Consider the following 21,965-nt stretch of genomic DNA (forward strand, 5'->3'; position numbering starts at 1 on the left):
GCTCTCGCACCGTCCTGAACGCCCCTCGAAGGAGTGCCCCATGGCCCCGCTGCGCCGGTCCGTCGTTTTCCGGACCGTGATGGCCGCCGCCGTTCTGGCGTGCCTGCCGGCTTTCACCGCCTGCACCCCCGGGCGGCCTGCCCCGAGCCCGGCCGTGACGAGCGGCGCGCCCCAGCGGCCCGTCGTCGTCGGCGCACTGGACACGGCGGAAGGCGCGCTCATCGCGGAACTGTACTCCGGCGCGATCCGGTCGGCCGGGGTGCCGAGCAGCGTGAAGCTCAACGTCGGCGGGCGGGCCGCCACTCTGGAAGCCTTGCGCTCCGGCAAGGTGCAGCTGGTCCCGGCGTACACCGGCAGTCTGCTGGAGGCGCTGGGTGGCTCCGCCAAGGACACCGGCGACGACGCGGTCAAGGCCGGTATCACCACGGCCCTGCGCAAGCCGCTGGCGATCCTGGACGCGTCAGGCGCGCAGGACCGCGAGGTCGTGGTGGTGACCAAGGTGACGGCGGAGAAGTACCAGCTCAAGACCTTGGAGGACCTGGGGAAGGTCTGCTCGCAGACGGTGTTCGCCGCCGCCGCGGACTTCAGCGGCGGCGCCTACGGCTCCCAGGCGCTGAAGAGCGGTTACTCCTGCACGCCCAAACGCATTCTGACCTACGGCATGACGAGCGGTCCGGATGGTGGGCCGTCGCTGCCCAGTGGCCAGACGCAGCCCAGCTCGGCCCTCCCGCAGCCTCTCCGGTCCCTCCTGGAGGATGAGGCCCAGGTGGCGGTCATGCTCAGCACCGATCCCGCGATCGGTGACAACGACCTGGTGGTCCTGGAGGACAATCGCAGGGCCCTCCTGCCCGAGCAGGTGGTGCCCGTGGTGGACGAAGTCGCCCTGCCTGACAAGGCCCGGGACGCCGTCAACAACGTCTCCAGAACCCTGACGGCGGACGACCTGGTGACCATGAACCGTGCCATTCGGGGTGACCAGGCCCGCACACCCCACGAAGTCGCCGTCTCCTGGCTCAAAGAGAGGGGGATCACAGGGTAGAGGCCGCCTCATATGGCATATTTGGTGAATGGCAGAATTCAAGCAGTCCACCAAGCTTCACAACGTCCTCTACGACATCCGGGGACCGATTCTTGAGGCTGCCCAGCAGATGGAGGCCGAAGGGCACAAGATCCTGAAGCTGAACATCGGCAATCCCGCGCCTTTCGGCTTCGAAGCGCCGGACGCCATCCTGGTGGACATGATCCGCCACCTGCCGCACGCGCAGGGTTACAGCGACTCGCGGGGCATCTTCTCCGCCCGCACCGCCGTGTCGCAGTACTACCAGACGCGCGGCATCCAGAACATCGGCGTGGATGACATCTACCTCGGCAACGGTGTCAGCGAGCTCATCACGCTGTCCCTCATGGCGCTGCTCAACGACGGCGACGAGATCCTCATCCCCACCCCGGACTACCCGCTGTGGACAGCTTCCGTGAGTCTGGCCGGCGGCCGCCCCGTCCACTACCTCTGCGTGGAGGAGGAGGGCTGGGCCCCGGACATCTCGGACCTGGAATCCAAGATCACCGAGCGCACCAAGGGCATCGTCCTCATCAACCCGAACAACCCCACGGGCGCCGTCTACCCGGAGAGCACCGTCCGGGCGATCGTGGAGCTGGCGGACAAGCACGGCCTGGTGGTCTTCTCCGACGAGATCTACGAGAAGATCCTCTACGACGACGCCGTGCACGTGAACACGGCCAAGATCGCCGGCGACGACGTTCTCTGTCTCACCTTCAACGGCCTCTCCAAGGCGTACCGCATCTGTGGTTACCGCGCGGGCTGGATGGCCATCTCCGGACCCAAGGCCGCGGCCAAGGACTTCCTGGAGGGCATCAACCTCCTCGCCAACATGCGGCTGTGCGCCAATGTCCCCGGCCAGCACGCCATCCAGACGGCACTCGGCGGATACCAGAGCATCAATGACCTGATCCTCCCGGGAGGCCGGCTCCTGGAGCAGCGGAACAAAGCGTACGAACTGCTCAACGCCATTCCCGGTGTGAGCACCGAGCAGGCCCACGGCGCGCTGTACCTGTTCCCGAAGCTGGACCCCGAGGTCTATCACATCCGTGATGACGAGAAATTCGTCCTGGACCTGCTGCGCGAGCAGAAGATCCTGGTGTCCCACGGGCGCGCGTTCAACTGGGTCCGACCGGATCACTTCCGGATGGTCACCCTGCCCGCCGTGCCGGACATCGAAGAGGCCATCGGCCGCATGGCCGAATTCCTGAGCCGGTACCCCGGCAACTGATTGGCATCCGGTCGCTGAGCGGCCACACACCCCTGGGGAAGGACCTGAGCATGGCATCGACGAAGAGCCTGGTGGATTTCACGCGAGATCCCGCGAAGACCCTGAAGGTAGGGGAGGGGTTCAGGCTGGCGGACGTCGATCCTGAGTCCTCCCCGGGGTTCCCGGGCCGCAAGAGCGACGGCGCCGCGCACCTCGTGCGGCAGGACGATCTGCTCGCGGGGCTGCAGGAGCGTCTGTTCGCCGCCTCGAAGGGCGGCTCCCCGGACCGTGTGCTCCTGGTCCTCCAGGCCATGGACACCGCGGGCAAGGGCGGCATCGTCAGCCATGTGGTCGGGGCGATGGACCCCCAGGGCGTGCGCCTGAAGGCGTTCAAGGCCCCCACCGAGGAGGAGAAGGCTCATGACTTCCTCTGGCGCATCGAGAACGAAGTGCCCGGGGCGGGCATGGTGGGCGTCTTCGACCGCTCCCACTACGAGGACGTCCTCATCCACCGCGTGCACGGCTGGGCCGATGAAGCCGAGCTGGAGCGCCGCTACGCCGCCATCAACGAGTTCGAGGAACGCCTGATCGCCCAGGGCACCCGGATCGTCAAGGTCATGCTGCACATCTCCAAGGACGAGCAGAAGGAACGTCTGCTGGCCCGCCTGGAGGACCCCGCGAAGCACTGGAAGTACAGCACCGGAGACCTCAAGGAACGCGGTTTCTGGGACGACTACCAGGCGGCGTTCCAGGCCATGTTCGAAAAGACGTCCACCGAGGCCGCACCGTGGTTCGTGGTCCCGGCGAACAAGAAGTGGTATGCCCGGATCGCGGTGCAGCAGTTGCTGCTCGACGCGCTGGAGGACATCGATCCGCAGTGGCCGTCCGCCGACTTCGATGTCGCCGAGCAGATCGCGGCGGTCGAGGCTTCCTGAATCGGATGGAAGGGCCGGGCTGAGCAGAGGCTCAGCCCGGCCCTTCCTGGTTTTTCACGGGCCCGTTCCGGTCCAGGTCATCGGGCCCGTTCCGGTCCAGGTCATCGGGCCCGGAGGCAGGGCCGGCTCAGTCCTCGGTGTCCGGCTGAGCGGCCTTGAGGCGGGCGCGGGCCCCTTCCAGCCACTCCTCGCAGCGGGCGGCAAGTGCTTCGCCCCGCTCCCAGAGCGCCAGAGAGTCTTCCAGGGTGCTCCCTCCGGCCTCGAGGCGCTGGACCACGAGGAGGAGTTCCTCACGGGCCTCCTCGTAGCTGAGGTCGGCGACATCCGGTGCGGTGGTGGTCTTCTCGGCCATGGGTCAGTTCCTCTCGTCCTGTGGAGCGGTGCCGCTCCCGGTGCTCTGCTGCTGGGTGTTCGGCTGCTGGGTGGTTTTGCGGGTGCGCGGTGTCGCCCGGGACGTGGTCTTCTTCCCGGCGGCCGGAGCCGCCCCGGGCATCGTGGCCTGAGCCGTGAATTTCCCCCGGGCGACGCGGATGAGCAGGTCCCGACCCTCCGTCACCTGGGCCGAGTCCCGCACGATCGCGCCCGAGTCCTCACCGCCGTCGAGGTGGACGACCGCGTACCCGCGGTCAAGGGTCTTCTGCGGGGAAAGCGCCAGGAGCTGTGCCCGGAGGTGGGTGATCTGATCCTGGCCGCGTGCCAGGGCGGACGTGAGCGACGTCGTCGCGCTCTGACGGAGCCGCCGCAGCTCCTCCGCCCGCGCGTCGACCATGGTGAGGGGCTGAGCCAGGACGGGCCGCGAGCGGAGCTGTTCGAGGCGTTCCGCCTCGCGTTCCACCCGCTGGTGGATGACGCGACGCATCTGATCCCGGGCGTAGGCGAGCCCCGCCAGCTCTTCCGCAACGTCCGGGACGATCCGTTTGGCGGCGTCCGTGGGCGTCGAGGCACGCAGATCCGCGACATAGTCCAGCAGCGGATGGTCCGCCTCGTGGCCGATCGCGCTGACCACCGGGGTGGTGGCCAGGCTCACGGCGCGGATGAGGTCCTCATTGCTGAACGGCAGCAGATCCTCGAGCGAACCGCCGCCGCGGGCGATCACGATCACGTCCACCTCGGGGTCGGCGTCCAGTTGGGCGAGGGCCGCAGTCACCTGACCGACGGCCGTGACACCCTGGACCGCCACCTCCCGGACATCGAATTCGACGGCGGGCCAGCGCAGTGCGGCATTGCGCAGCACGTCCTTCTTGGCGTCCGAGTCGCGGCCGGTGATGAGGCCGATCCGGTGCGGCAGATAGGGGAGGGGCCGTTTCAGCTCGTCGTCGAACAGGCCTTCGGCCGCCAGCGCCTGCCGGAGCCGTTCGATCCGGGCGAGCAGATCACCCAGACCGACCGGGCGGATGTCCCGCACCGACATGTTCAGGCGCCCTGTCTTGAGCCAGAATTCGGGCTTGAGCTGGGCCACCACCCGGGAACCGCGCTCCAGCGTGGTGTCCAGCCGGTTGAGGTTGTTCGCCCAGATGGAGGCCGGGAGCGACACCTCGGCGTCGACGTCCCGGAGTGTCAGATACGAGGCGCTGCCGCGGTGGTTCAGTTCGATGATCTGGCCTTCCACCCAGGCCATGGGTGTCCGGTCGATGTGAGCCTTGAGCTTCTCCGAGAGGAGACGCAGAGGCCAGGGATTGTCCGGGGAGGTCTCGCCCGCGGTGGCAGGCAGGGCCGCAAGGCTGTCCTGCGGTTCGCTCATGTGCATTCCTCACTCTTGCCGTTCCTTCCCTCACCCTATCGAGGAGCGGGGACATTTTCGTGCCGACTAGACTGACTGGTGACCCCGGTGACCACCCGTATGTCCCGCCGACCCGCCTCCCGCCAATAGAAAGGCCACGGTGCGTACCACCATCGCCGTCCTCGCGGCCATCCTGTCCTTCGTCCTGACCTTGATCGCGGGCCCCGTGCTGTGGCTGGACAAGAACGTCGTGGACCGGGCGGGATTCGTGCAGACCATGAGCCCACTCGGCCAGGACGACTCTTTCAAGAGGGATCTCGCCACCGCCATCGGCCGGCGAGTGGCTTCCGAAGCGCCGGTCCCCGAAGCGCTCGACTCCGCGGTGGGCAGGGCTGTGACAGCCGCGGCGAATGACATGTTCGACCTCCCCGGTTACCCGGAGGCCTGGAACTCCACCCTCGAGCGGAGCCATGCGCTGACCATCGGAGCGGAGTCGAAGACGTCCACCACGGCCTTCACGCTGGACGTCGCCCCGCTGGTGGACCTGGTGGTCAAAGAGGTCAACAAGAAGCTCCCCGTCAAGGTGTCCGGGCCCAAGGTGGCGCTCATCAGCATGGGCGATCTCAGCCAGCGGCAGATGATCGAACCGGTGCTCAGAGTCGCCCCGTACGGGACGCCGCTGGCCGTCGGCGCCGCGATCGCCTTCCTCCTGGCGCTCGTCAGCGCACGACGGCGGGGTGCATTCCTCATGGTCGCAGGCGTCGGCGTCGTGGTCATCGCCGTGATCTGGAAGGTGGCCACGTTCGCGGGCGTCACCGTGCTGGGCCAACGGATGGGCGGCGAGCTCGAAGGAGTGGTCCTGACCCGGATGGGTGACGTGGTCACGGCTCAGGTCGACCAGGCGTTCTGGTTCTTCATGATCGCGGGCCTGGCGGGGTTCCTGGCCGGTGTCGTGATCGAATCGGTCCGGCGGCGCAAGGAGATCCGGACAGCGTCCGCTTCCGCCCCTCAGGACGAGGACTTCTACGACGACGGATTCCTGCCCGGCCGCTGACCGCGCCCGCGTGGGATCACTCCGGCGCGGCGACGTCCCAGATGTCCGGTGACGGCGTGATTTCCCGCGCCATCTCCTGCAGGAAACGGATGACCACTTCCCGTTCCGCGGGCGACAGCTCCGCCGCGACGCCGAATCTGCGGGCCTGCTGACGGCCCACCGTGTTCATGGCCGCTGCCCGGGTCTCCTCCGTGACCGTGATGGCCAGTGCCCGACGGTCGCTGGGGTGTGGCTGGCGCAGAACGTGCCCCGCCCGTTCCAGCCGGTCCAGGAGTTTGGTGGTGGAGGCGGTCGAGATGCCCAGGTGCGTCGCGATCCCGCCCGGTGTGGCGACGATCCCCTGATTGCGCGCCACGATCAGATAATGCAGCGCTCGCATGTCCGACTCGTTCAGTTTCATGTAGCGGCGCGAGGCGTCGGAGAGTAGATTCTCCGCCTCGCGCAGACCCGCCATCGCTTCCATGAGCCGGTTGATCTGCTGGAGATCCTCGGCGGCGAGGCCCGTCCGGTCCACCAGTTCCTGCTGCGGGTCGCTGGCCTCGACGTGATAGACGGAAGCGGGCCCGATGCCTTCGCCCTCAACCGGAAATGTCATGCCTCAAGATTACTCCTCGGCTTCCTTTCAACCTGGCTAATTGCTAGCCTGGCTAGAAACAAGGTGATGGAGGTAAGCGGGCGGCGGTCACGTCGTCGCTTCCACTCGGGATGGTGAGGGCGAGACATGGGAACACTCCGTACCGCGCAGGCGACTCTCGACGGAGACGCACCGCCGGAGACCACGGTGAGACGACCGGCACGGTGGATCAGGATCCTGCTCCCCGCTCTGCTGATCGTCGGCTGGCTCGTGGCCGGAAGCGTCGGGGGACCGTATTTCGGCAAGGTGGACGAGGTCTCCTCCAACGACCAGACGACGTATCTGCCGTCCTCCGCCGAGGCCACCCAGGTCCAGCAGCTGCTGCCGGGATTCAATGAGCCCGGCCGGATTCCGGCGATCATGGTCTTCACCTCGGAGACGGCACTCACCCCGGATCAGACGAAGGACATCACGGCTGCCCTTCAGAGCCTGAAGGGGCGGGAGGGCGTCGCCGGTGACATCTCGCCGGCGATCCCCTCGGAGGACGGGAGGGCGGTCCAGGCCTTCGTCAGCGTCGACTCCTCGTCCGAAGTGGGCGCCGTCGTGGAGGACCTGCGGAAGGCGCTGGGGGAGAAGACGCCGGCCGGGGTGACCGCGCAGGTGACCGGTCCCGCCGGATTCACCGCGGATCTCCTGGAAGGCTTCACCGGGATCGACGGTCTGCTGCTGGGTGTCTCGCTGCTCGCCGTGCTGATCATCCTGGTGGTGGTCTACCGTTCCTTCCTGCTGCCGCTGGCGGTGCTGCTGAGCAGTGTCTTCGCCTTGTGCGTGGCCCTGCTGACCGTCTGGTGGCTCGCGAAGGCCGGCGTGCTGCTGCTCAATGGCCAGACGCAGGGCATCCTGTTCATCCTGGTCATCGGCGCGGCCACCGACTACTCCTTGCTCTACGTGTCCCGCTACCGGGACGAACTGGCCCAGGGCCACGAGCGCTGGGCGGCCTCCCGCACGGCACTGCGCCGGTCCATCGAGCCGATCGCAGCCTCCGGCGGCACCGTGATCGCGGGCCTACTGTGCCTGCTGCTGAGCGATCTGAAGTCCAACAGCGCGCTCGGTCCCGTGGCGGCCATCGGGATCGTCTTCGCTATGCTGTCCGCTCTGACCTTCCTCCCCGCGCTGCTGTACGTCATGGGCAAGGCCGCCTTCTGGCCGCGCCGCCCGCGTCCTCTGGACGACGACGGCGACCCCGGCTCCCCGTCCGCGCGCCGGACCGTGTGGGACCGGCTCGCCGCGGCCATCCGCCGTCGTCCGCGCCTGATCTGGACCAGCACCGTGGTGCTCCTGGTGGCGGCCTGTTTCGGACTGGGTGGATTGCAGGCCTCCGGGGTCCCGCAGTCGGACCTGGTCCTGGGCCACTCGGAGGCGCGGGACGGGCAGAAGGCGCTCGGAGAGCACTTCCCGGGCGGTTCGGGCAGCCCGGCGCTGCTGGTGGTGCCGGAGGGCCACTGGTCGGATGCCGCCGCCGTCGCGGCCCGGCAGCCAGGCGTTCAATCGGTGAGTGTCAGCTCCAAGGAGGCCCCGGGCGGGTCGATTCCGTGGACGCCTCCGGGGGAGAAGCCTGCCGGTGGGGCGCCGACCGGGACGGCTCAGGGTGGACCGTCGGCGGCGAAGGCGACGCCGACGGTGGCGGACGGCAGGGTCCTCCTCCAGGCGACGCTGGCGGACGCTCCGGATTCGCCGGCTGCCGAGAACACGGTGGTCCAGCTGCGCGAGGCACTGAGCCGGGACGTGCCGGGGAGCCTGGTGGGTGGCGTCACCGCGACGGCCCTGGACACCAACACGGCGTCCGTGCATGACCGGAATCTCATCATCCCGGTGGTGCTCGGCGTGATCTTCGTGATCCTGGGACTCCTGCTGCGGTCGATCATCGCCCCGGTGATCCTGATTCTGAGTACGGTGCTCTCCTTCGGGGCGGCCCTGGGGGTCTCGGCGCTGGTGTTCAACCACGTGCTGCACTTCCCGGGGGCGGATGCCTCGGTCCCGCTGTACGGGTTCGTGTTCCTGGTGGCGCTGGGTATCGACTACAACATCTTCCTCATGAGCAGGGTGCGGGAGGAGATGAAGAAGCACGGTTCGCGGGACGGTCTGCTCCGCGGCCTGAAGGCGACGGGCGGCGTGATCACGTCCGCGGGTCTGGTGCTGGCGGCCACGTTCGCGGCGCTGGGAGTGATCCCGATCCTGTTCCTGGCTCAGATCGCGTTCATCGTGGCGTTCGGCGTGCTGTTGGACACGTTCGTGGTGCGCTCCCTCCTGGTTCCGGCGCTCAGCTACGAGCTGGGGCGGTGGATCTGGTGGCCTTCGCGCTGGTCACGGAGGCGCTGACGCGGAAGGCGGGCCTGGCGCAGGGATGGTGGTCGCTGCCGGGGGGAGCGCTGGGACGCAGCTCACCCGCGGGGGTCCTGCCCGGTTCAGTAGAATGGGTTTCATGACCTCGGCCGCAATCTCAGTGCCCATGCCCTCCATCCCGCGCAAGCGCCGGACCCGCGAGGATGTGGAAGCCGCTGCGCCGGTGACTGCCCCGAAGAGGGTCCTGCTCGCCGCACCACGCGGTTACTGCGCCGGTGTGGACCGCGCGGTCATCGCCGTGGAGAAGGCGCTGGAGCACTACGGGCCGCCCGTGTATGTCCGCAAGCAGATCGTCCACAACGTGCACGTCGTGACCTCCCTGGAGGAGAAGGGCGCCATCTTCGTGGAAGAGAACGACGAGGTGCCCGAGGGTGCTCTCGTCATCTTCTCGGCTCACGGAGTGTCCCCGGCCGTCGTGCAGTCGGCGGAGGACCGGGGGCTGCGCACCATCGATGCCACCTGCCCCCTGGTCACCAAGGTTCACCGGGAGGCCGTGCGCTTCGCGAAGGACGACTACGACATCCTCCTGATCGGCCACGAAGGCCATGAAGAGGTCGAGGGAACCGCGGGCGAGGCTCCGGAGCACATTCAGATCGTCAACGGACCGCACGAGGTGGATCAGGTCACGGTGCGTGATCCGGACAAGGTCATCTGGCTCTCGCAGACCACGCTGAGCGTGGACGAGACCATGGAGACGGTGCGCCTGCTGCGTCAGAAGTTCCCCACACTGCAGGATCCGCCCAGCGACGACATCTGCTATGCCACCACCAACCGTCAGGTGGCCATCAAGAAGGTGGCTCCGCAGGCGGATCTGGTGATCGTGGTCGGCTCGGCCAACTCGTCCAATTCGGTGCGCCTCGTGGAAGTGGCCCTGGAGTACGGGGCGAAGCGTTCGGAGCGCGTCGACTATGCGAACCAGGTGGACGAGGCCTGGTTCGAGGGTGTTGCCACCGTCGGTGTGACGTCCGGCGCCTCCGTGCCCGAGGTTCTGGTGCAGGACGTCCTGCGCCTGCTGGCCGACTACGGCTACGCGGACGTGCAGGAAGTCGTGACCGCTGAGGAAGATCTGCTGTTCTCTCTGCCCAAGGAACTCCGGGCCACGTTGAAGGCCGCCGGCGATTCCAGCCGGGCCCTGGGTGGCCGCGGCAACCGGCCTCTGAGCTGAGGCTCCTTCCTGGATGATCGTGATGTCCCCCTGTGCTGCGGATTCTGCGGCGCAGGGGGATTTCGCGTTGCCGGGTGTTGTGGTGCGTGGCTTGGGGCGGTGCTGAGCTGGGCTGATGCCCGCGGGCGGCTGATAGCCTCGAATCGTGAGCAGACGATTCAAGCAGGTGGATGTTTTCGGGACGTCGGCGCTGGGCGGTAACCCGGTGGCCGTGGTGCTCGACGGCGAGGGGCTGAGCACTGAGGACATGGTCCGGTTCACTGCCTGGACGAATCTGTCCGAGTGCACCTTCGTGCTTCCTCCCACCACTGACGAAGCGGATTACCGGGTCAGGATCTTCGCGCCCGGGACCGAGTGCCCTTTCGCCGGCCACCCGACGCTCGGCACCGCACGGGCCTGGCTGGATGCCGGTGGGGTGCCGAAGACCCCGGGCGTGATCGTGCAGGAGTGTGGCGCCGGCCTGGTCCAGGTCCGGGAAGAGGACGGGAAGCTCTCCTTCGCCGCCCCGGATCTGATCCGTGGCGGCGAGGTGGAGGAATCGTATCTGGCGGACGTCGTGGAGATTCTGGGCATTGAGCGTGACGACGTGGTCGAGGCCCGGTGGATCGACAATGGTCCGGGCTGGGTCGGGGTGCTCCTGGCAGACGACCAAGCCGTGGTCAACCTGCAGCCGAACGCGAGCCGACACCCGGGCCGCTGGGACATCGGTGTGCTTGGACCGTGCGCCGACGGTGACCAGGATGCGTTCGAAGTGCGAGGCTTCTTCTCCGATGGCGTAGGCCCGCTCGTGGAAGACCCGGTGACCGGGAGCCTCAATGCGTCGGCATCCCAGTGGATGATCGAGACCGGCCGGGCGACCGCGCCGTTCACCAACCGTCAGGGTGGCTGCATGGACCGTGACGGCCGTCTGTTCATCAAGGCCGCCGATGGCGAGCTGTGGGTCGGCGGCACCGCGACCGTGGTGTTCAGCGGGGAATTCCGCGGCTGAGGCGGTCCCTGTGATTCAGCTGGTCCCTGTGATCCTGGCGTGTCCTGCCGGGGCGCGCGTCAGGACGCGGCCCGGTCGCCTTCGTCAAGAAGCTCCGCCGCGGTGAGGACTCGCGGGGTGGATTCGATGGTGGCCGGAGTGCTGAACTGCTCGGCATCGCCGAGGTTCAGGCTGGTCATCTTGCGAGCGGTGCTGAGAACCCTGGTTTCCAGGGTGCCGACGAAGCGGTTGTAATTCTCCACGCTCGACTTCAACGAGGACCCCATCTTCGAGATGTGCCCGCCCATCGTCCCCATCCGGGTGTACAGCTCCTGCGAGAGGTCGTAGAGGTCCTTGGCGTTCTCGGTCAGGAGTTCCTGTCGCCAGGTGACGGCGACGGCCTTCAGCAGTGCCATCAGCGTGGCGGGGGAGGCGAGGGCGACGTTCCGGCTGAAGCCGTAGTCCAGCAGGCTGCCATCGGCTTCCAGGGCGGCGGCCAGGAAGGATTCCGCCGGCAGGAAGCAGATCACGAGTTCCGGACTGGCGGGCACGGCGTCCCAGTACCGCTTACCCGCGAGGGCGTCGATGTGGGCCCGGACCGCCTTGGCGTGAGACTTCATGAGGTCGGACTTCCGCTCCGGCGCTGACGGCGAGCCGTTCTCCTGGGCTTCCAGGAAGGAGCTGAGGGGCACCTTGGAGTCCACCACGAGGTATTTGCCCTGGGGCAGCTGCACCACGAGATCAGGCCGGACCGCAGAGTCCCCGGACAACGAGCTGAACTGCTCGTGGAAGTCCACGTGATCCAGCAGGCCCGCGGCTTCCACCACCCGGCGAAGCTGGACCTCGCCCCAGCGTCCGCGACTGGCGTTGTTCCGCAACGCCGCTTCCAGGGAGCGTGTGCTTTCCAGGAGAGTGGCATCGGTGGTGCTCGCGGCCTTCAGCTGCTCGGAGAGCTGGCCGAATTGGTGCTGGCGGTCCCGTTCCAGAACGGCGACATGCTGCTGCACGGCCGCGAGTTTCTCGGCCACCGGCGCCAGCGCGTGCAGGACTGTGTTCTCCTGCTCGTCGAAGCTGCTGAGCGCCCTGTTCTGGCGTTCGAGCAGCTCAGCACGCGCACGAGCGTCGGCCAGCGATTCGCGGCTGAGGCCGAGCTGCTGTTCCGCGTCCCGCAGCTGCGCGCGCAGGAGGGGATCGCCGTCGTCGTTCCGGGAGCGTCCCCAGAGGAAACCGGCGACGAGCCCGAGCAGCAGTGCGAGAAGAACCAGCAGGATGTTTTCCATGGTTTTCACTGTGCCATGGGGGACTGACATTAATTGCGCCGGCGGGCCGGAGGACGGATCCCGGTATGATGGTGGACCGTGGCTCTTACTATCGGCATCGTCGGACTTCCCAATGTTGGCAAGTCAACGCTCTTCAACGCACTGACCCGCAACCAGGTCCTGGCAGCGAACTACCCGTTCGCGACGATCGAGCCGAACGTCGGCGTCGTCAACCTCCAGGATCCACGTCTCACCAAGCTGGCCGAGATCTTCGGCAGCCAGCGGATCCTGCCCGCCGTGGTCTCCTTCGTGGACATCGCCGGCATCGTGAAGGGCGCGTCGGAGGGTGAAGGCCTGGGCAACCAGTTCCTCGCCAACATCCGCGAGGCTGAGGCCATCGCCCAGGTGGTGCGCGTGTTCGACGACCCGGACGTCATCCACGTGGACGGCAAGGTGGACCCGCGCTCCGACATGGAGACCATCAACACCGAGCTGATCCTCGCCGATCTGCAGACCATCGAGAAGGCCATCCCGCGCCTGGAGAAGGACATCCGCGCCCGCAAGCGCGAGCAGTCCGAGCTGGACGCCATCAAGGCCGCCCAGGCCGTGCTCGAACGCGGCGACACCATCTTCTCCTCGATCGCCTCGGACAAGCTGGACCTGGACAAGCTCAAGGAACTGAGCCTGCTCACGGCCAAGCCGTTCATCTACGTTTTCAATGCCGACGAAGGCATTCTGGGCAGCGAGGAGAAGCAGGCCGAACTGCGCGCCCTCGTGGCTCCGGCCGACTGTATCTTCCTCGATGCCAAGCTGGAATCCGACCTCGTGGAACTCTCCGAGGAGGAGGCCCGCGAGATGCTGGAGATGAACGGCCAGGAGGAGTCCGGCCTGGACCAGCTGGCCCGCGTCGGTTTCCACACCCTCGGCCTGCAGACCTACCTGACGGCCGGGCCCAAGGAGGCCCGTGCCTGGACCATCCGCCAGGGCGACACCGCCCCGCAGGCCGCCGGCGTGATCCACACCGACTTCCAGCGCGGCTTCATCAAGGCCGAGGTCGTGTCGTTCAACGACCTGGTCGATGCCGGTTCCATGTCCGAGGCGAAGTCCCGCGGCAAGGTCCGCATCGAAGGCAAGGAATACATCATGTCCGACGGCGACGTGGTGGAGTTCCGCTTCAACGTGTGAGTGCGCCTCTTCGTTTCCTCGTCTAAAGTTGGTTTTTACTATGCATGATGAGCCAATAATGTTGCCTGCGGATTCAAATTTCCTTACTGGAGACGAGGGGGATGATCATCCCGAACTGGAGCTGAAATTTGCGCCTAAGGTGCTGACATCGGATCTCTATCATTACACCTCTTCTGAAGCGGCAATTCTGGGCATTCTCGCGACTCGCACCATTAGAATGTCTCCATTTCAGGGCACTAATGACCTGTGGGAATCGCGTCCTCTAATTCCAAATCTTGAGGGGGGCTTCGAAGGCTTGCCTTCGGACGCGTACGACTATTCGAAAGTCTGGACTGACATTGATCAGTTTATTCGAGGCTACTCGAAGGTGGCGTGTTTCACACAAGACTGGGAGATCGCTCAGCGCGTAATTCATCCGGATGCGCTCCGAGGATGGGGGCATCTATCGTTGTGGGCCCACTACGGCGCCGGGCATGCAGGCGTGTGTCTGAAATTTGATCGTGCGCGCCTCATTGAGTCTTTTGAGAAATCTCGTGGCGGCGCGATCCATCAATTTTATGGGCCAGTGCGTTATCGACGCGCGGAGACGGGAAGCGGCCCGTACGGTATTAGTCTTGCCCAGGCTGAGGAGTTCGGGATCGACGCCGTTGCACTTCGTTATGCGCAAGTCCATCGTGACCGCGTGTTCTTCCGCAAACATGCTGATTGGGCGAGTGAGTCCGAATTCAGGTTAGTTAGAACAGACCTGTCCACTGAGCCGTTCTACTTCGATATCACCACTGCCCTTCGCGGCGTCGTGCTGGGAGATGCGTTCCCGCGTGACCGAGTTCCAGCCTTGCGCGCGATGTTGGCTGGCTTTGACGATGTTGAAGTGCATCAAATCAGGTTCCATAACCGTAATCTTTATCTGTGTCCGGTCGACATACTCGAAGAGGCGGGCCGTAGGACCATTCCCGTTCCTGCGACCATTTCGAATATCTCGCCTCGACGTTCGGGTGATCTCACTCAAAGACTAAGCTCACTCGACGAGGTCGAGCGAGCTGCGGCTATCGCTCGGGAAGTCGCGACGCAGCTTGCTGCGCCCGTGTTGCGGATGTGGCATGACCACCTTATGAATCAGTCCCGGCTACTTGAGAACTGGACGAATATGCTAACCGGTGACTGGGGGTCCTCGACGTCTGAAATCCCCAGTGGGCAACGTCAAACCCGACCTGGCGTTCGTGGAGACGAAATTGTTTACGAAGGTGGAGTGGGAACTATCGCGGAGCAGGATCCGGCGTACAGTTTCACTTGGGTTGCACAGATTGCGCTTCAGCTCAGATCGGATGGCAGTGGAGTCGTCCATGCGTGCATTAGTTCTGAAGAGTGGATCGATTCCGGCAACAAACGGCAGGACCTGTATCGAGGGCAACGCGATTTTTCTGAGCAGGATTTTTCAGTTGTCGCTCGTAAGGCGTTGGAGGAATTCATCGATGAAATACCCAAGGCTCGTTTGAAGTTTGATATTCTCCGCGGTTTGATTTGCCGCGATATTCGCGCCGTCGATTAGGGCATGGTGGTTGTATTTTTCGGCGAATTTGTTTCCTTTCCGGCTAAAGCATAGTCTGGTCTTCTTCCGGCGGTGTTGCAATGTCCATTCGTGGCCCGCGACGCGAGATCCTGTAGATCTACTTCCACTGACCGGGACCAGGCATCCCTTTAAGGGGAAGCCGTCAAGTTGCACGGTCAATTTGGGCCTTGGTGTTGTGCACGAGTGCATCCGGCACTTCGTGATCGACAGAGTGACATCCAGACGACTGTGAGCTGATTGCGTGGACGTCGTTCGTGCTTCCTGCGATGAGTCCGGACTGGGTGATACCTCAACGGGAATCCCCTCGAGTGCTTGGCGAAGCCGGGATCCGCTTGATTCGCTGGCTCCTTAGTATCAGAGATGCAATCAAGCGTGCGAACTCTGGGCGAGCTTGTCGTCGATTCTGCTGTGAGTGCTAGGGGTACTGTTGAGTAGGTGCTTTTCAGATTTAGAATTGGTGGTGTGCCCAAAATCGAAACATCCCGATACGCGGTTTTCTTGGGACATGCATGCGGCGACGTGGTGGAGTTCTGCTTCAACGTGTAGTTCTCCGCACGGAAAGGCCCCGGCAGCTTCGGCTGCCGGGGCCTTTCCTGTTGTTCAGATGTCTTCGGTCAGCGGTACGTGACCGTGACCCCGTAGCGCGGATGCCAGGTGAGGTATCCGCGCTGGAAGAACTGCCGGGAGCCCCAGACGTTGTTCGGGTAGGTCCGGCCCATGAGCAGGGGCTGTTCCTCCGTGGTCGGATATCCGAGCCGGCCCCACGCCCAGTTGAGGGACTGATAGACCCGGGCGTCTCCACCCATCACGCGCTGGGCGCCGGTGGTTTTGGACCACCAGATCATGCCGTTCTGGAACAGCTGGTAGCAGCCGCCGCCGGGGCCTGAGCAGTTCTCATCGCTGGTGGGGTAGCCGAGGGACTTGCCGAAGTACGCGGAAGAGTTGTAGTCACCCCAGACGAAGTTGGAGCGCTGGTACGTGCCCATGATCGAACCCCAGACGGCACGGGCTCCGGTGGTTTTCGACCACCAGATCATGCCGTATTGAAAGCGCTGATAGCACCCCGACTTGTCGACGTTGTTGAAGATCAAGCCGAAACACTGCTCATGTGCCGTGGGGTAGCCAAGATGAGCGGATTCCGCGCCGAGCGCCTTCCACCTGCTGCGGATTCCTCCAGCGACCGGCTGTGCGCCCGTCTTGGGAGTCCACATCACCGTTCCTCGGGCGAATTCCTGACGGCAGCCGCCTTGGGACAGGCCGCAGCGTTCGTCTGTGAGGGGAGCACCGTACTCGCCGAGATTCAGGCCTTCGCCATCCCAGCGAAGCATCGCCCCCTTGACCACTGCGGTTGATTTCTCCGCCGAGTAAATGTTCACTCGCTGGAATGTGGTCTTGCACTTTCCCGGTGTGTCGGGGAGTTGGCACGTGGACCGCAGCGGATATCCGGGCAGGCCGGATTCACCGCCCAGCGTGCGCCAGCGGGCCCATTCCGGGCTGCCGGTGGCGATGGTCCCCAGAACCGTGGAGCCGACGGAATAGGTCTGGACGAGGGCATTCGGCCAGACGCTGTTCATATATCCCACGTGCTGCACGGTGCACGCGCCCTGTGCCAGCCCGCATTTGACGGGGGACAGCCACTGGACACCCCAGTAGCTGTTCCCCAGAGGCTGAAGCGCCCGGACGATCGGCTGAGTGCGGCTGAGGGTGAACCCCGCAGTTCCATTCGGAACGACGATGATGGCTTTCTCAAAACCTTGCTGATTCGACAAAGGCGTTTTGGGGTCGGAGTCGATCCACTGGTACTCCGCCATCTCCCAGTCGGGCATGCCGTATTTCGCGTAACCTCCGTCGGCGAAGTACTTCGTACCCACCGTCGTCTTCCTGGACACGCCGTGAGCGCCGAGATTCGCCTTCCAGTACACCGTGCCGTACTCGAACTCCTGGGTGCACAGGCCGGACGAACAGGCCTCGGGGGCGGTGGCCTGCCCGTAGTTGGCCGCCGACCAGAACATGGAGCGCCAAGCAGTGAAATGGCTGCCCACCGGGATCGGCGACGGTGTGGCAGTCGGTTGCGGGCTGGACGTCGCGGTGGCCGTGGCGCTGGGAGTCGGAGCGGGTTCCGATGTCGGCGGTGCCGTCGGAGACTCGGTGCTCACCGGGGCCGTGGAGGGCGCGGGCGCTGTCTCCGTCGGCGTCGCGGTGGCGCTGACCGTCGGAGTGGGAGGTGCCTCCGCCAGAGCGGGGGACAGTGGCGTCACCAGCCCGCCGCACAAGGCGACCGTCGCGGTCACTGTGTAGAGGGCTTTGAGCCCTCGCTGTCGAATGCTGGGCAAGCTTGCCATGGTCCCCCGAAAATACCGAACGGCTGGATTGCTGAACGGATTCTATCGGTCAGGCAGCTCGACGGGAAGACTGGGCGCGGAAAATCCCGACCCAGGCAGCACCCCCGGGACTGCCAGAGGCTCGAGACGCGCCGTCATCGGCACCCGCAGTCTCGGTCCCGCAGACCGCCCCTGTCCCGCATTCACTTGTGCCGTTGCTGCGCGATCCAGGTGTGATTGACGATCGCGGCGCTCACATCCTTGCGCAGCTGCGAACCGTCCGGCCGCCGGTACAGGTCCCGGGCGTAGTACGGCGATCCGTCCTGGTAGGGAGCACTCTCATGGATCTGCCCGGTGAGCCGGGAGAGGTAGGCGGGACCGTGGGTCCGGTACTCTGCGAGCTCCGATTCGTCGAGGCGGATGAGCGCGGAGGAGTCGATCAGGGCGCCGGCACTGTACCGGGCATCGAGGTAGAGTTCCTCGCCTTTGCGGACCAGGAACCAGCTTCCCGGCTCGTGGTTCACGTACTGCATTCCCTGCTCCGCTTCAGCGATGCGCGCAGGGTCTCCCCATTCCTGGACGGGTGGGATCGACTCAAGTGGCCGTCGTCGCGCCTGGTCGAAGCTGCAGTACCGGAATTCCGGTTCGCCGTCCCGGAACAGGGTGAAGCAGACGGTACGGCCGCAGCTCGTGCAGCGAAGCTGGCTCTCGACCCGTTCCATGAGCCCGGAAGCATGCAACGCCAGAAGATCCCCCACGCGCACCCAGTAGGCATCTTCTTTCAGCTGCCCGTCCGCTGTGGCGGTCGTCAGCGCGGTGACCGTCGCGTCGACGTCGACCACTCCTGACGTGCCGCGCTGCAGCAATCCCGAGCAGCCGGGGCAGCCATCGTCGTCCGGTTCGGGCACCAGGCCAGGCTGTTCTGCCATGAGTGTGAGCCGGAGCAGGCCGCCAGGCTCCTTCCAGCCGTTCGCGCCGAATACGGCCTTCACGAAACCGCTGTCGAACCTGAAATAGGGCGTCCTGAACCCGGCGAAGCTCGGCCTCTTGGCGAAGGCCGTCTCCAGTTCGTCCAGCGTCGCGCGGTTCCCCTCTCCGATCCAGTCGGTCAGACGCACGTGCCGCTCGCTCTCCTCCACGTGGAGCACGACGGCGGCCACCACGCCGTCGTGAAGGATGATCTCGCCACCGGACGCGAAGAGCAGGCGCCGCACGTGTCGCGCGGGCTCCCCGACCGCGCGTTGGTGAACCGTTTCCGGCTCGCCGCCGAAGGCTTCGGCTACGTCGACCACGGCGGGGTCATCGGCGGAATTCCGCAGGGCGCGAAAAAGCTGGGACAGGCGGTCGGACGGGCGCGGAGTGTTCACGGTGCCATTCTCACCGAGAACCGGGTCTGGTTCCATGGGTGACCAGGCCGGGTGGGCTGTGCGGCCTTGCGCAGCGGCTTCGACGTGTGACCACGGTACGAAGGGGATTGAGGCCGACTGCGGCCAAACCGTCGCCGCTCAGAAGGTGTTGTCGGCGGACAGCTCCGTCTTCGGCGGTCGCCCGAACTTCGCCCGGTAGGCGTCGATGAGTTCGCGTCCAGTGACCTCTTCGCCGGAGGCGATCCGTGCAAGGTATGGCACGAGCCAGCGGGCGCCACAGGCGTCGAACTCCTCGGCAAAGCTCTCGTTCAGCACGCCGTCGAGGATCACCCGCGTGACCGGCACTTGCCCGCCGACGTTGGCGATGTGAGGTCCCATCGAAAAGTTGAGCAAGGTCGTCTCACCGCGTGGGTAGACGCTGATCGACACCGGGTGCGGCCAGCCGGTGGCGCCCTCGGGCGAGTGGCCGAGCACCAGGAAGTTCAGCCGCCCGTGTGATGTGCCGGCCATGCGGTCTCCTTAGTCATCCAGGGACCGTGTGCCGGTCCTGCGAATCGGGCCATCAGACTAGTCCGCTGAACCTGCTGGCGGATCCGTCGCCGCTGCATCCGCGAGACTCTTGCGGTGCTTCGCCGCCGCACGCCTGATCGAGGCCACTTTGGGATTGGCCACCCTCCAGGCGGGCAGGCTGTCCAGAATCGTGACGTCCGCGCGGGCCGCGAGCGTCAGCAGGCCCCACATGCCGATCGAATCCAGTTCCAGGTCGACTTCCTGGGGAGTGGCCGCAGCGAAGGCCGCGTGAGCGGCTGCTTCGATCTCGGGGTCGCTCGGCTTTTTCGCAGCGCCCTTGACGGCATTCGGCTGATTCGAATAGTTGTCGAGTGCGGTGAGGAGCCGTTCGGCACGCTCGGCCCCGAGGGCGGCTTCGACCCTCTCCTGAATCGGGTACGTCTCCGTCATGTCCGCCTCCGACCTCTCGTCGTCCCGGTGGTGCTGCCCGCCGAAGCCCCAAGCGGGTGCTTATCGCTGATGGTAGCCGAGACGACGCCGGGCGGGGGCGTCAGGCGCTCGGCGCCAGGAGCCCGTCGGCCAGGACGTCGAGCATGGCGGTGACCGCTTCCGGCGGCAGGCCGCTGTTGTCGGCGACGGCGGCCACCCCGCCCACCAGCTGGCACATCTGCATCGCTTCGGCGCCGGGCCGGAGTTCCGGGCCCAGCGCGTCGATGACCCGCTGGTTGGCCTGGAGATACGTCTGGCACTTGGCCTCATACGGCGATCCGACCACGCCGAGGGAGGCGGTGATCCGGGCAGCGGCGCCCTGGTGGGCCGTCAGCATCGAGGTGTAATCGCGGAGCCACAGCGCGAGGCGTTCCCGCGGAGTCCCCGGTGCTTCCATCGCGGCGTCCACGGCGGCATTGACCTTGTCCGCCCAGGCTTCGATGACGGCGTCGTGCAGGGCGTCCTTGGTGGGGAAGTGCCGGTAGAGGGTGCCCGCGCCGATGCCGGCGGTCCGGGCGACCTCATCCATGGTCAGCGCATCGTAGCCTTTGGCTCGGGCGAGCTCCCGGGCCACTTCGACGATCCGGTCACGGTTCCGACGGGCGTCAGCGCGCACCTGAACACTTCCTTCATGAAAAGTCTTGCGAAAACGGAGAGTGTCTCCGTATAGTTCTAAACGGAGCAACTCTCCGATTAGTGTACGCCAGTCCCCGTCTTCAGAACAGGACTCCCCATGGCTCCCCTCACAGACACCCTTCTGCCCTCCCGGAGCCGGGCCACAGCCCGGACCACGTCCCTCGGACTGGGCCTCGTCATGCTCGCCCAGCTCATGCTCGTCCTCGACGCCACCGTGGTGAACGTGGCGCTGCCTCGCATCGCCACGGACCTCCACTTCTCCCCGGCCCAGCTCAGCTGGGTCCTGAACGCCTACGCCCTCGCCTTCGGCGGTCTGCTGCTGCTCGGCGGCCGCGTCGGCGACGTTCTCGGCCGCCGCCGCACCTTCCTGGCCGGCGTCGCCGTCTTCACTCTCTTCTCACTCCTCGGCGGGCTCGCGACGGATCCGCTGTTCCTGGTGGTGGCCCGTGCCTTCCAGGGAGTCGGTGCCGCCTTCGCCGCCCCCAGTGTTCTGGCGCTCATCACCACGAGCGCCCGGGACGACCGTGCCCGGAACCGTGCCCTGGCCATGTTCTCCGCCATCTCCTCGATGGGCGGAGCGCTCGGCCTGATCCTCGGCGGCATCCTCACCTCCACCGCCGACTGGCGCTGGACCCTGTTCATCAACGTCCCCATCGGCATCGTCATCCTCGTGACCGTGCCGAGACTGGTGGGGGAGACCCCGCGGCAGACCGGGCACTTCGACATCCTCGGAGCCGTGACCGCCACGGGCGGCGCCGTCGCCATCGTCTGGGCACTGATCCAGGCCGCCGACGACGGCTGGTCCAGCCCACTGACCCTGACCGGTCTCGCCGTCGGCGCCGTCCTCCTGGTCGCGCTCGCCGTGACGGAGCGTCGTGTGGCGCACCCGCTGCTCCGGCCCCAGCTGTTGCGCAGCCCCAGCCGGGTGGCGGCGCTTGCCGCGATGGCGGCGACCTACGCCGGGATGCTCGCGATGTTCTTCCTCATGGTGCAGTACCTGGAGGATTCGCAGGGCTACTCGCCGCTCGTGACGGGCCTGATGTTCCTGCCGATGCCGGTAGGGGTGTTCACGATGTCACGCGTCGTCCCGCGTCTCGTCGAGCGATTCGGCGCGGAGCGGCTCGTGAATGTCGGCGCCGCGCTGCGGGTGGCCGCGTTCATCCCACTGGCGCTCATCGGCCCGCAGACTCCGCTCGCCGTGGTGATCGCCGCACTCGCCTTCACGGGCATCTCGGCCGGTCTCACGTTCATGCCGCTGACCACGCTCGCCCTGAGGAATGTGAGTCCGGAAGAAGCCGGCGCGGCATCCGGGCTCTTCCAGACCATGCAGCAGCTCGGCGGCGCGGTGGGGCTCGCGATTGTGGCATCCGTCTTCGCGGCCTTCGCCGTCCCGGGTGACTTCTACGTCGGTGGCCGGGCCGGATTCATCGCAGCCACCGTGCTCTCCATAGTCGCGCTGCTGTCCGTGCTCGGCCTGGCGTTCCGTGGCCGGTCCGCTCGCCCATTGATGGCCGACGTCGACGCCGTCTGAGCGGGCCGCCCG

The 21,965-nt window shown here is 66.0% G+C and carries 20 protein-coding genes; 11 read left to right on the forward strand and 9 right to left on the reverse strand.

Translation table 11 applies throughout. From position 1 onward, the window contains the following. Positions 1 to 40 precede the first annotated feature (40 nt). Genes AB4Y75_RS02730 through AB4Y75_RS02740 form a run of 3 tightly spaced genes read left to right on the forward strand, consistent with a single transcriptional unit; the run spans position 41 to position 3,202 of the window. On the forward strand, positions 41 to 1,039 hold the full coding sequence (locus tag AB4Y75_RS02730; protein WP_441434347.1) for an ABC transporter substrate-binding protein: 999 nt from the start codon (positions 41 to 43) through the stop codon (positions 1,037 to 1,039). A gap of 28 nt (positions 1,040 to 1,067) precedes the next feature. Then, the gene (locus AB4Y75_RS02735; protein WP_441434348.1) at positions 1,068 to 2,288 is read left to right on the forward strand and encodes a pyridoxal phosphate-dependent aminotransferase; all 1,221 of its coding nucleotides are present in this window, start codon (positions 1,068 to 1,070) and stop codon (positions 2,286 to 2,288) included. Positions 2,289 to 2,338: 50 nt separating this feature from the next. Next, positions 2,339 to 3,202 (forward strand): polyphosphate kinase 2 family protein, encoded by an 864-nt coding sequence (locus tag AB4Y75_RS02740; RefSeq protein WP_441434349.1) that lies wholly within the window; start codon positions 2,339 to 2,341, stop codon positions 3,200 to 3,202. 127 nt (positions 3,203 to 3,329) lie between these two features. Here the strand turns inward: AB4Y75_RS02740 and AB4Y75_RS02745 are convergent, their stop codons facing one another. Continuing rightward, on the reverse strand, positions 3,330 to 3,554 hold the full coding sequence (locus AB4Y75_RS02745; RefSeq protein WP_441434350.1) for an exodeoxyribonuclease VII small subunit: 225 nt from the start codon (positions 3,552 to 3,554) through the stop codon (positions 3,330 to 3,332). Positions 3,555 to 3,557: 3 nt separating this feature from the next. After that, the gene (xseA, locus tag AB4Y75_RS02750) at positions 3,558 to 4,943 is read right to left on the reverse strand and encodes an exodeoxyribonuclease VII large subunit (protein WP_441434351.1); all 1,386 of its coding nucleotides are present in this window, start codon (positions 4,941 to 4,943) and stop codon (positions 3,558 to 3,560) included. A 139-nt stretch (positions 4,944 to 5,082) separates the two neighbouring features. Here xseA and AB4Y75_RS02755 point away from each other — a divergent pair, with 139 nt between their 5' ends. Then, positions 5,083 to 5,976: a hypothetical protein gene (locus AB4Y75_RS02755; RefSeq protein ID WP_441434352.1), complete on the forward strand. Its 894-nt coding sequence runs from the start codon at positions 5,083 to 5,085 to the stop codon at positions 5,974 to 5,976. Positions 5,977 to 5,992: 16 nt separating this feature from the next. On the opposite strand, the gene AB4Y75_RS02760 is transcribed toward AB4Y75_RS02755, so the two are convergent. Further along, on the reverse strand, positions 5,993 to 6,571 hold the full coding sequence (locus AB4Y75_RS02760) for a MarR family winged helix-turn-helix transcriptional regulator (RefSeq protein WP_441434353.1): 579 nt from the start codon (positions 6,569 to 6,571) through the stop codon (positions 5,993 to 5,995). A 126-nt stretch (positions 6,572 to 6,697) separates the two neighbouring features. Here AB4Y75_RS02760 and AB4Y75_RS02765 point away from each other — a divergent pair, with 126 nt between their 5' ends. The 3 genes from AB4Y75_RS02765 (at position 6,698) to AB4Y75_RS02775 (ending at position 11,106) form a co-directional block, all read left to right on the forward strand. Further along, positions 6,698 to 8,929: an MMPL family transporter gene (locus AB4Y75_RS02765; protein ID WP_441434354.1), complete on the forward strand. Its 2,232-nt coding sequence runs from the start codon at positions 6,698 to 6,700 to the stop codon at positions 8,927 to 8,929. 103 nt (positions 8,930 to 9,032) lie between these two features. Beyond that, positions 9,033 to 10,118: a 4-hydroxy-3-methylbut-2-enyl diphosphate reductase gene (locus AB4Y75_RS02770; protein ID WP_441434355.1), complete on the forward strand. Its 1,086-nt coding sequence runs from the start codon at positions 9,033 to 9,035 to the stop codon at positions 10,116 to 10,118. Between the two features lie 145 nt (positions 10,119 to 10,263). Next, positions 10,264 to 11,106: a PhzF family phenazine biosynthesis protein gene (locus AB4Y75_RS02775; protein WP_441434356.1), complete on the forward strand. Its 843-nt coding sequence runs from the start codon at positions 10,264 to 10,266 to the stop codon at positions 11,104 to 11,106. 59 nt (positions 11,107 to 11,165) lie between these two features. Here the strand turns inward: AB4Y75_RS02775 and AB4Y75_RS02780 are convergent, their stop codons facing one another. Further along, positions 11,166 to 12,365 carry a DNA recombination protein RmuC gene (locus tag AB4Y75_RS02780; RefSeq protein WP_441434357.1) on the reverse strand — a complete coding sequence of 400 codons (1,200 nt, stop codon included), beginning with the start codon at positions 12,363 to 12,365 and terminating at the stop codon, positions 11,166 to 11,168. Between the two features lie 78 nt (positions 12,366 to 12,443). Between AB4Y75_RS02780 and ychF the strand changes: the two genes are divergently transcribed. Further along, positions 12,444 to 13,529: a redox-regulated ATPase YchF gene (ychF, locus tag AB4Y75_RS02785; RefSeq protein ID WP_441434358.1), complete on the forward strand. Its 1,086-nt coding sequence runs from the start codon at positions 12,444 to 12,446 to the stop codon at positions 13,527 to 13,529. A gap of 40 nt (positions 13,530 to 13,569) precedes the next feature. After that, on the forward strand, positions 13,570 to 15,078 hold the full coding sequence (locus AB4Y75_RS02790) for a DUF2971 domain-containing protein (RefSeq protein ID WP_441434359.1): 1,509 nt from the start codon (positions 13,570 to 13,572) through the stop codon (positions 15,076 to 15,078). A gap of 635 nt (positions 15,079 to 15,713) precedes the next feature. Here the strand turns inward: AB4Y75_RS02790 and AB4Y75_RS02795 are convergent. Further along, positions 15,714 to 17,111: an LGFP repeat-containing protein gene (locus AB4Y75_RS02795; RefSeq protein WP_441434360.1), complete on the reverse strand. Its 1,398-nt coding sequence runs from the start codon at positions 17,109 to 17,111 to the stop codon at positions 15,714 to 15,716. 13 nt (positions 17,112 to 17,124) lie between these two features. Here AB4Y75_RS02795 and AB4Y75_RS02800 point away from each other — a divergent pair, with 13 nt between their 5' ends. Further along, positions 17,125 to 17,397: a hypothetical protein gene (locus tag AB4Y75_RS02800; RefSeq protein WP_441434361.1), complete on the forward strand. Its 273-nt coding sequence runs from the start codon at positions 17,125 to 17,127 to the stop codon at positions 17,395 to 17,397. A gap of 226 nt (positions 17,398 to 17,623) precedes the next feature. On the opposite strand, the gene AB4Y75_RS02805 is transcribed toward AB4Y75_RS02800, so the two are convergent. The 4 genes from AB4Y75_RS02805 to AB4Y75_RS02820 form a co-directional block, all read right to left on the reverse strand. Next, the gene (locus AB4Y75_RS02805) at positions 17,624 to 18,787 is read right to left on the reverse strand and encodes a hypothetical protein (RefSeq protein WP_441434362.1); all 1,164 of its coding nucleotides are present in this window, start codon (positions 18,785 to 18,787) and stop codon (positions 17,624 to 17,626) included. Positions 18,788 to 18,925: 138 nt separating this feature from the next. Then, the gene (locus AB4Y75_RS02810) at positions 18,926 to 19,297 is read right to left on the reverse strand and encodes a hypothetical protein (RefSeq protein WP_441434363.1); all 372 of its coding nucleotides are present in this window, start codon (positions 19,295 to 19,297) and stop codon (positions 18,926 to 18,928) included. Positions 19,298 to 19,354: 57 nt separating this feature from the next. Beyond that, positions 19,355 to 19,747: a hypothetical protein gene (locus AB4Y75_RS02815; protein WP_441434364.1), complete on the reverse strand. Its 393-nt coding sequence runs from the start codon at positions 19,745 to 19,747 to the stop codon at positions 19,355 to 19,357. Between the two features lie 100 nt (positions 19,748 to 19,847). After that, positions 19,848 to 20,402: a TetR/AcrR family transcriptional regulator gene (locus tag AB4Y75_RS02820; RefSeq protein ID WP_441434365.1), complete on the reverse strand. Its 555-nt coding sequence runs from the start codon at positions 20,400 to 20,402 to the stop codon at positions 19,848 to 19,850. A gap of 117 nt (positions 20,403 to 20,519) precedes the next feature. Between AB4Y75_RS02820 and AB4Y75_RS02825 the strand changes: the two genes are divergently transcribed. Then, positions 20,520 to 21,953, forward strand: coding sequence for an MFS transporter (locus tag AB4Y75_RS02825; protein ID WP_441434366.1), 1,434 nt, complete (start codon positions 20,520 to 20,522; stop codon positions 21,951 to 21,953). Positions 21,954 to 21,965: the final 12 nt, after the last annotated feature.

The sequence above is a fragment of the Arthrobacter sp. RAF14 genome, from assembly GCF_052114185.1.
Taxonomy (GTDB): domain Bacteria; phylum Actinomycetota; class Actinomycetes; order Actinomycetales; family Micrococcaceae; genus Arthrobacter_E.

Bases quoted from the DNA above. Each gene is read 5' to 3' on its own strand.
- AB4Y75_RS02790 (WP_441434359.1), top strand. From the start codon at position 13,570: ATGCATGATGAGCCAATAATGTTGCCTGCGGATTCAAATTTCCTTACT.
- AB4Y75_RS02825 (WP_441434366.1), top strand. From the start codon at position 20,520: ATGGCTCCCCTCACAGACACCCTTCTGCCCTCCCGGAGCCGGGCCACA.
- AB4Y75_RS02730 (WP_441434347.1), top strand. From the start codon at position 41: ATGGCCCCGCTGCGCCGGTCCGTCGTTTTCCGGACCGTGATGGCCGCC.
- xseA (WP_441434351.1), bottom strand. From the start codon at position 4,943: ATGAGCGAACCGCAGGACAGCCTTGCGGCCCTGCCTGCCACCGCGGGC.
- AB4Y75_RS02745 (WP_441434350.1), bottom strand. From the start codon at position 3,554: ATGGCCGAGAAGACCACCACCGCACCGGATGTCGCCGACCTCAGCTAC.
- AB4Y75_RS02780 (WP_441434357.1), bottom strand. From the start codon at position 12,365: ATGGAAAACATCCTGCTGGTTCTTCTCGCACTGCTGCTCGGGCTCGTC.
- AB4Y75_RS02740 (WP_441434349.1), top strand. From the start codon at position 2,339: ATGGCATCGACGAAGAGCCTGGTGGATTTCACGCGAGATCCCGCGAAG.
- AB4Y75_RS02815 (WP_441434364.1), bottom strand. From the start codon at position 19,747: ATGACGGAGACGTACCCGATTCAGGAGAGGGTCGAAGCCGCCCTCGGG.
- AB4Y75_RS02795 (WP_441434360.1), bottom strand. From the start codon at position 17,111: ATGTTCTGGTCGGCGGCCAACTACGGGCAGGCCACCGCCCCCGAGGCC.
- AB4Y75_RS02735 (WP_441434348.1), top strand. From the start codon at position 1,068: ATGGCAGAATTCAAGCAGTCCACCAAGCTTCACAACGTCCTCTACGAC.
- AB4Y75_RS02760 (WP_441434353.1), bottom strand. From the start codon at position 6,571: ATGACATTTCCGGTTGAGGGCGAAGGCATCGGGCCCGCTTCCGTCTAT.
- AB4Y75_RS02810 (WP_441434363.1), bottom strand. From the start codon at position 19,297: ATGGCCGGCACATCACACGGGCGGCTGAACTTCCTGGTGCTCGGCCAC.
- AB4Y75_RS02770 (WP_441434355.1), top strand. From the start codon at position 9,033: ATGACCTCGGCCGCAATCTCAGTGCCCATGCCCTCCATCCCGCGCAAG.
- AB4Y75_RS02765 (WP_441434354.1), top strand. From the start codon at position 6,698: ATGGGAACACTCCGTACCGCGCAGGCGACTCTCGACGGAGACGCACCG.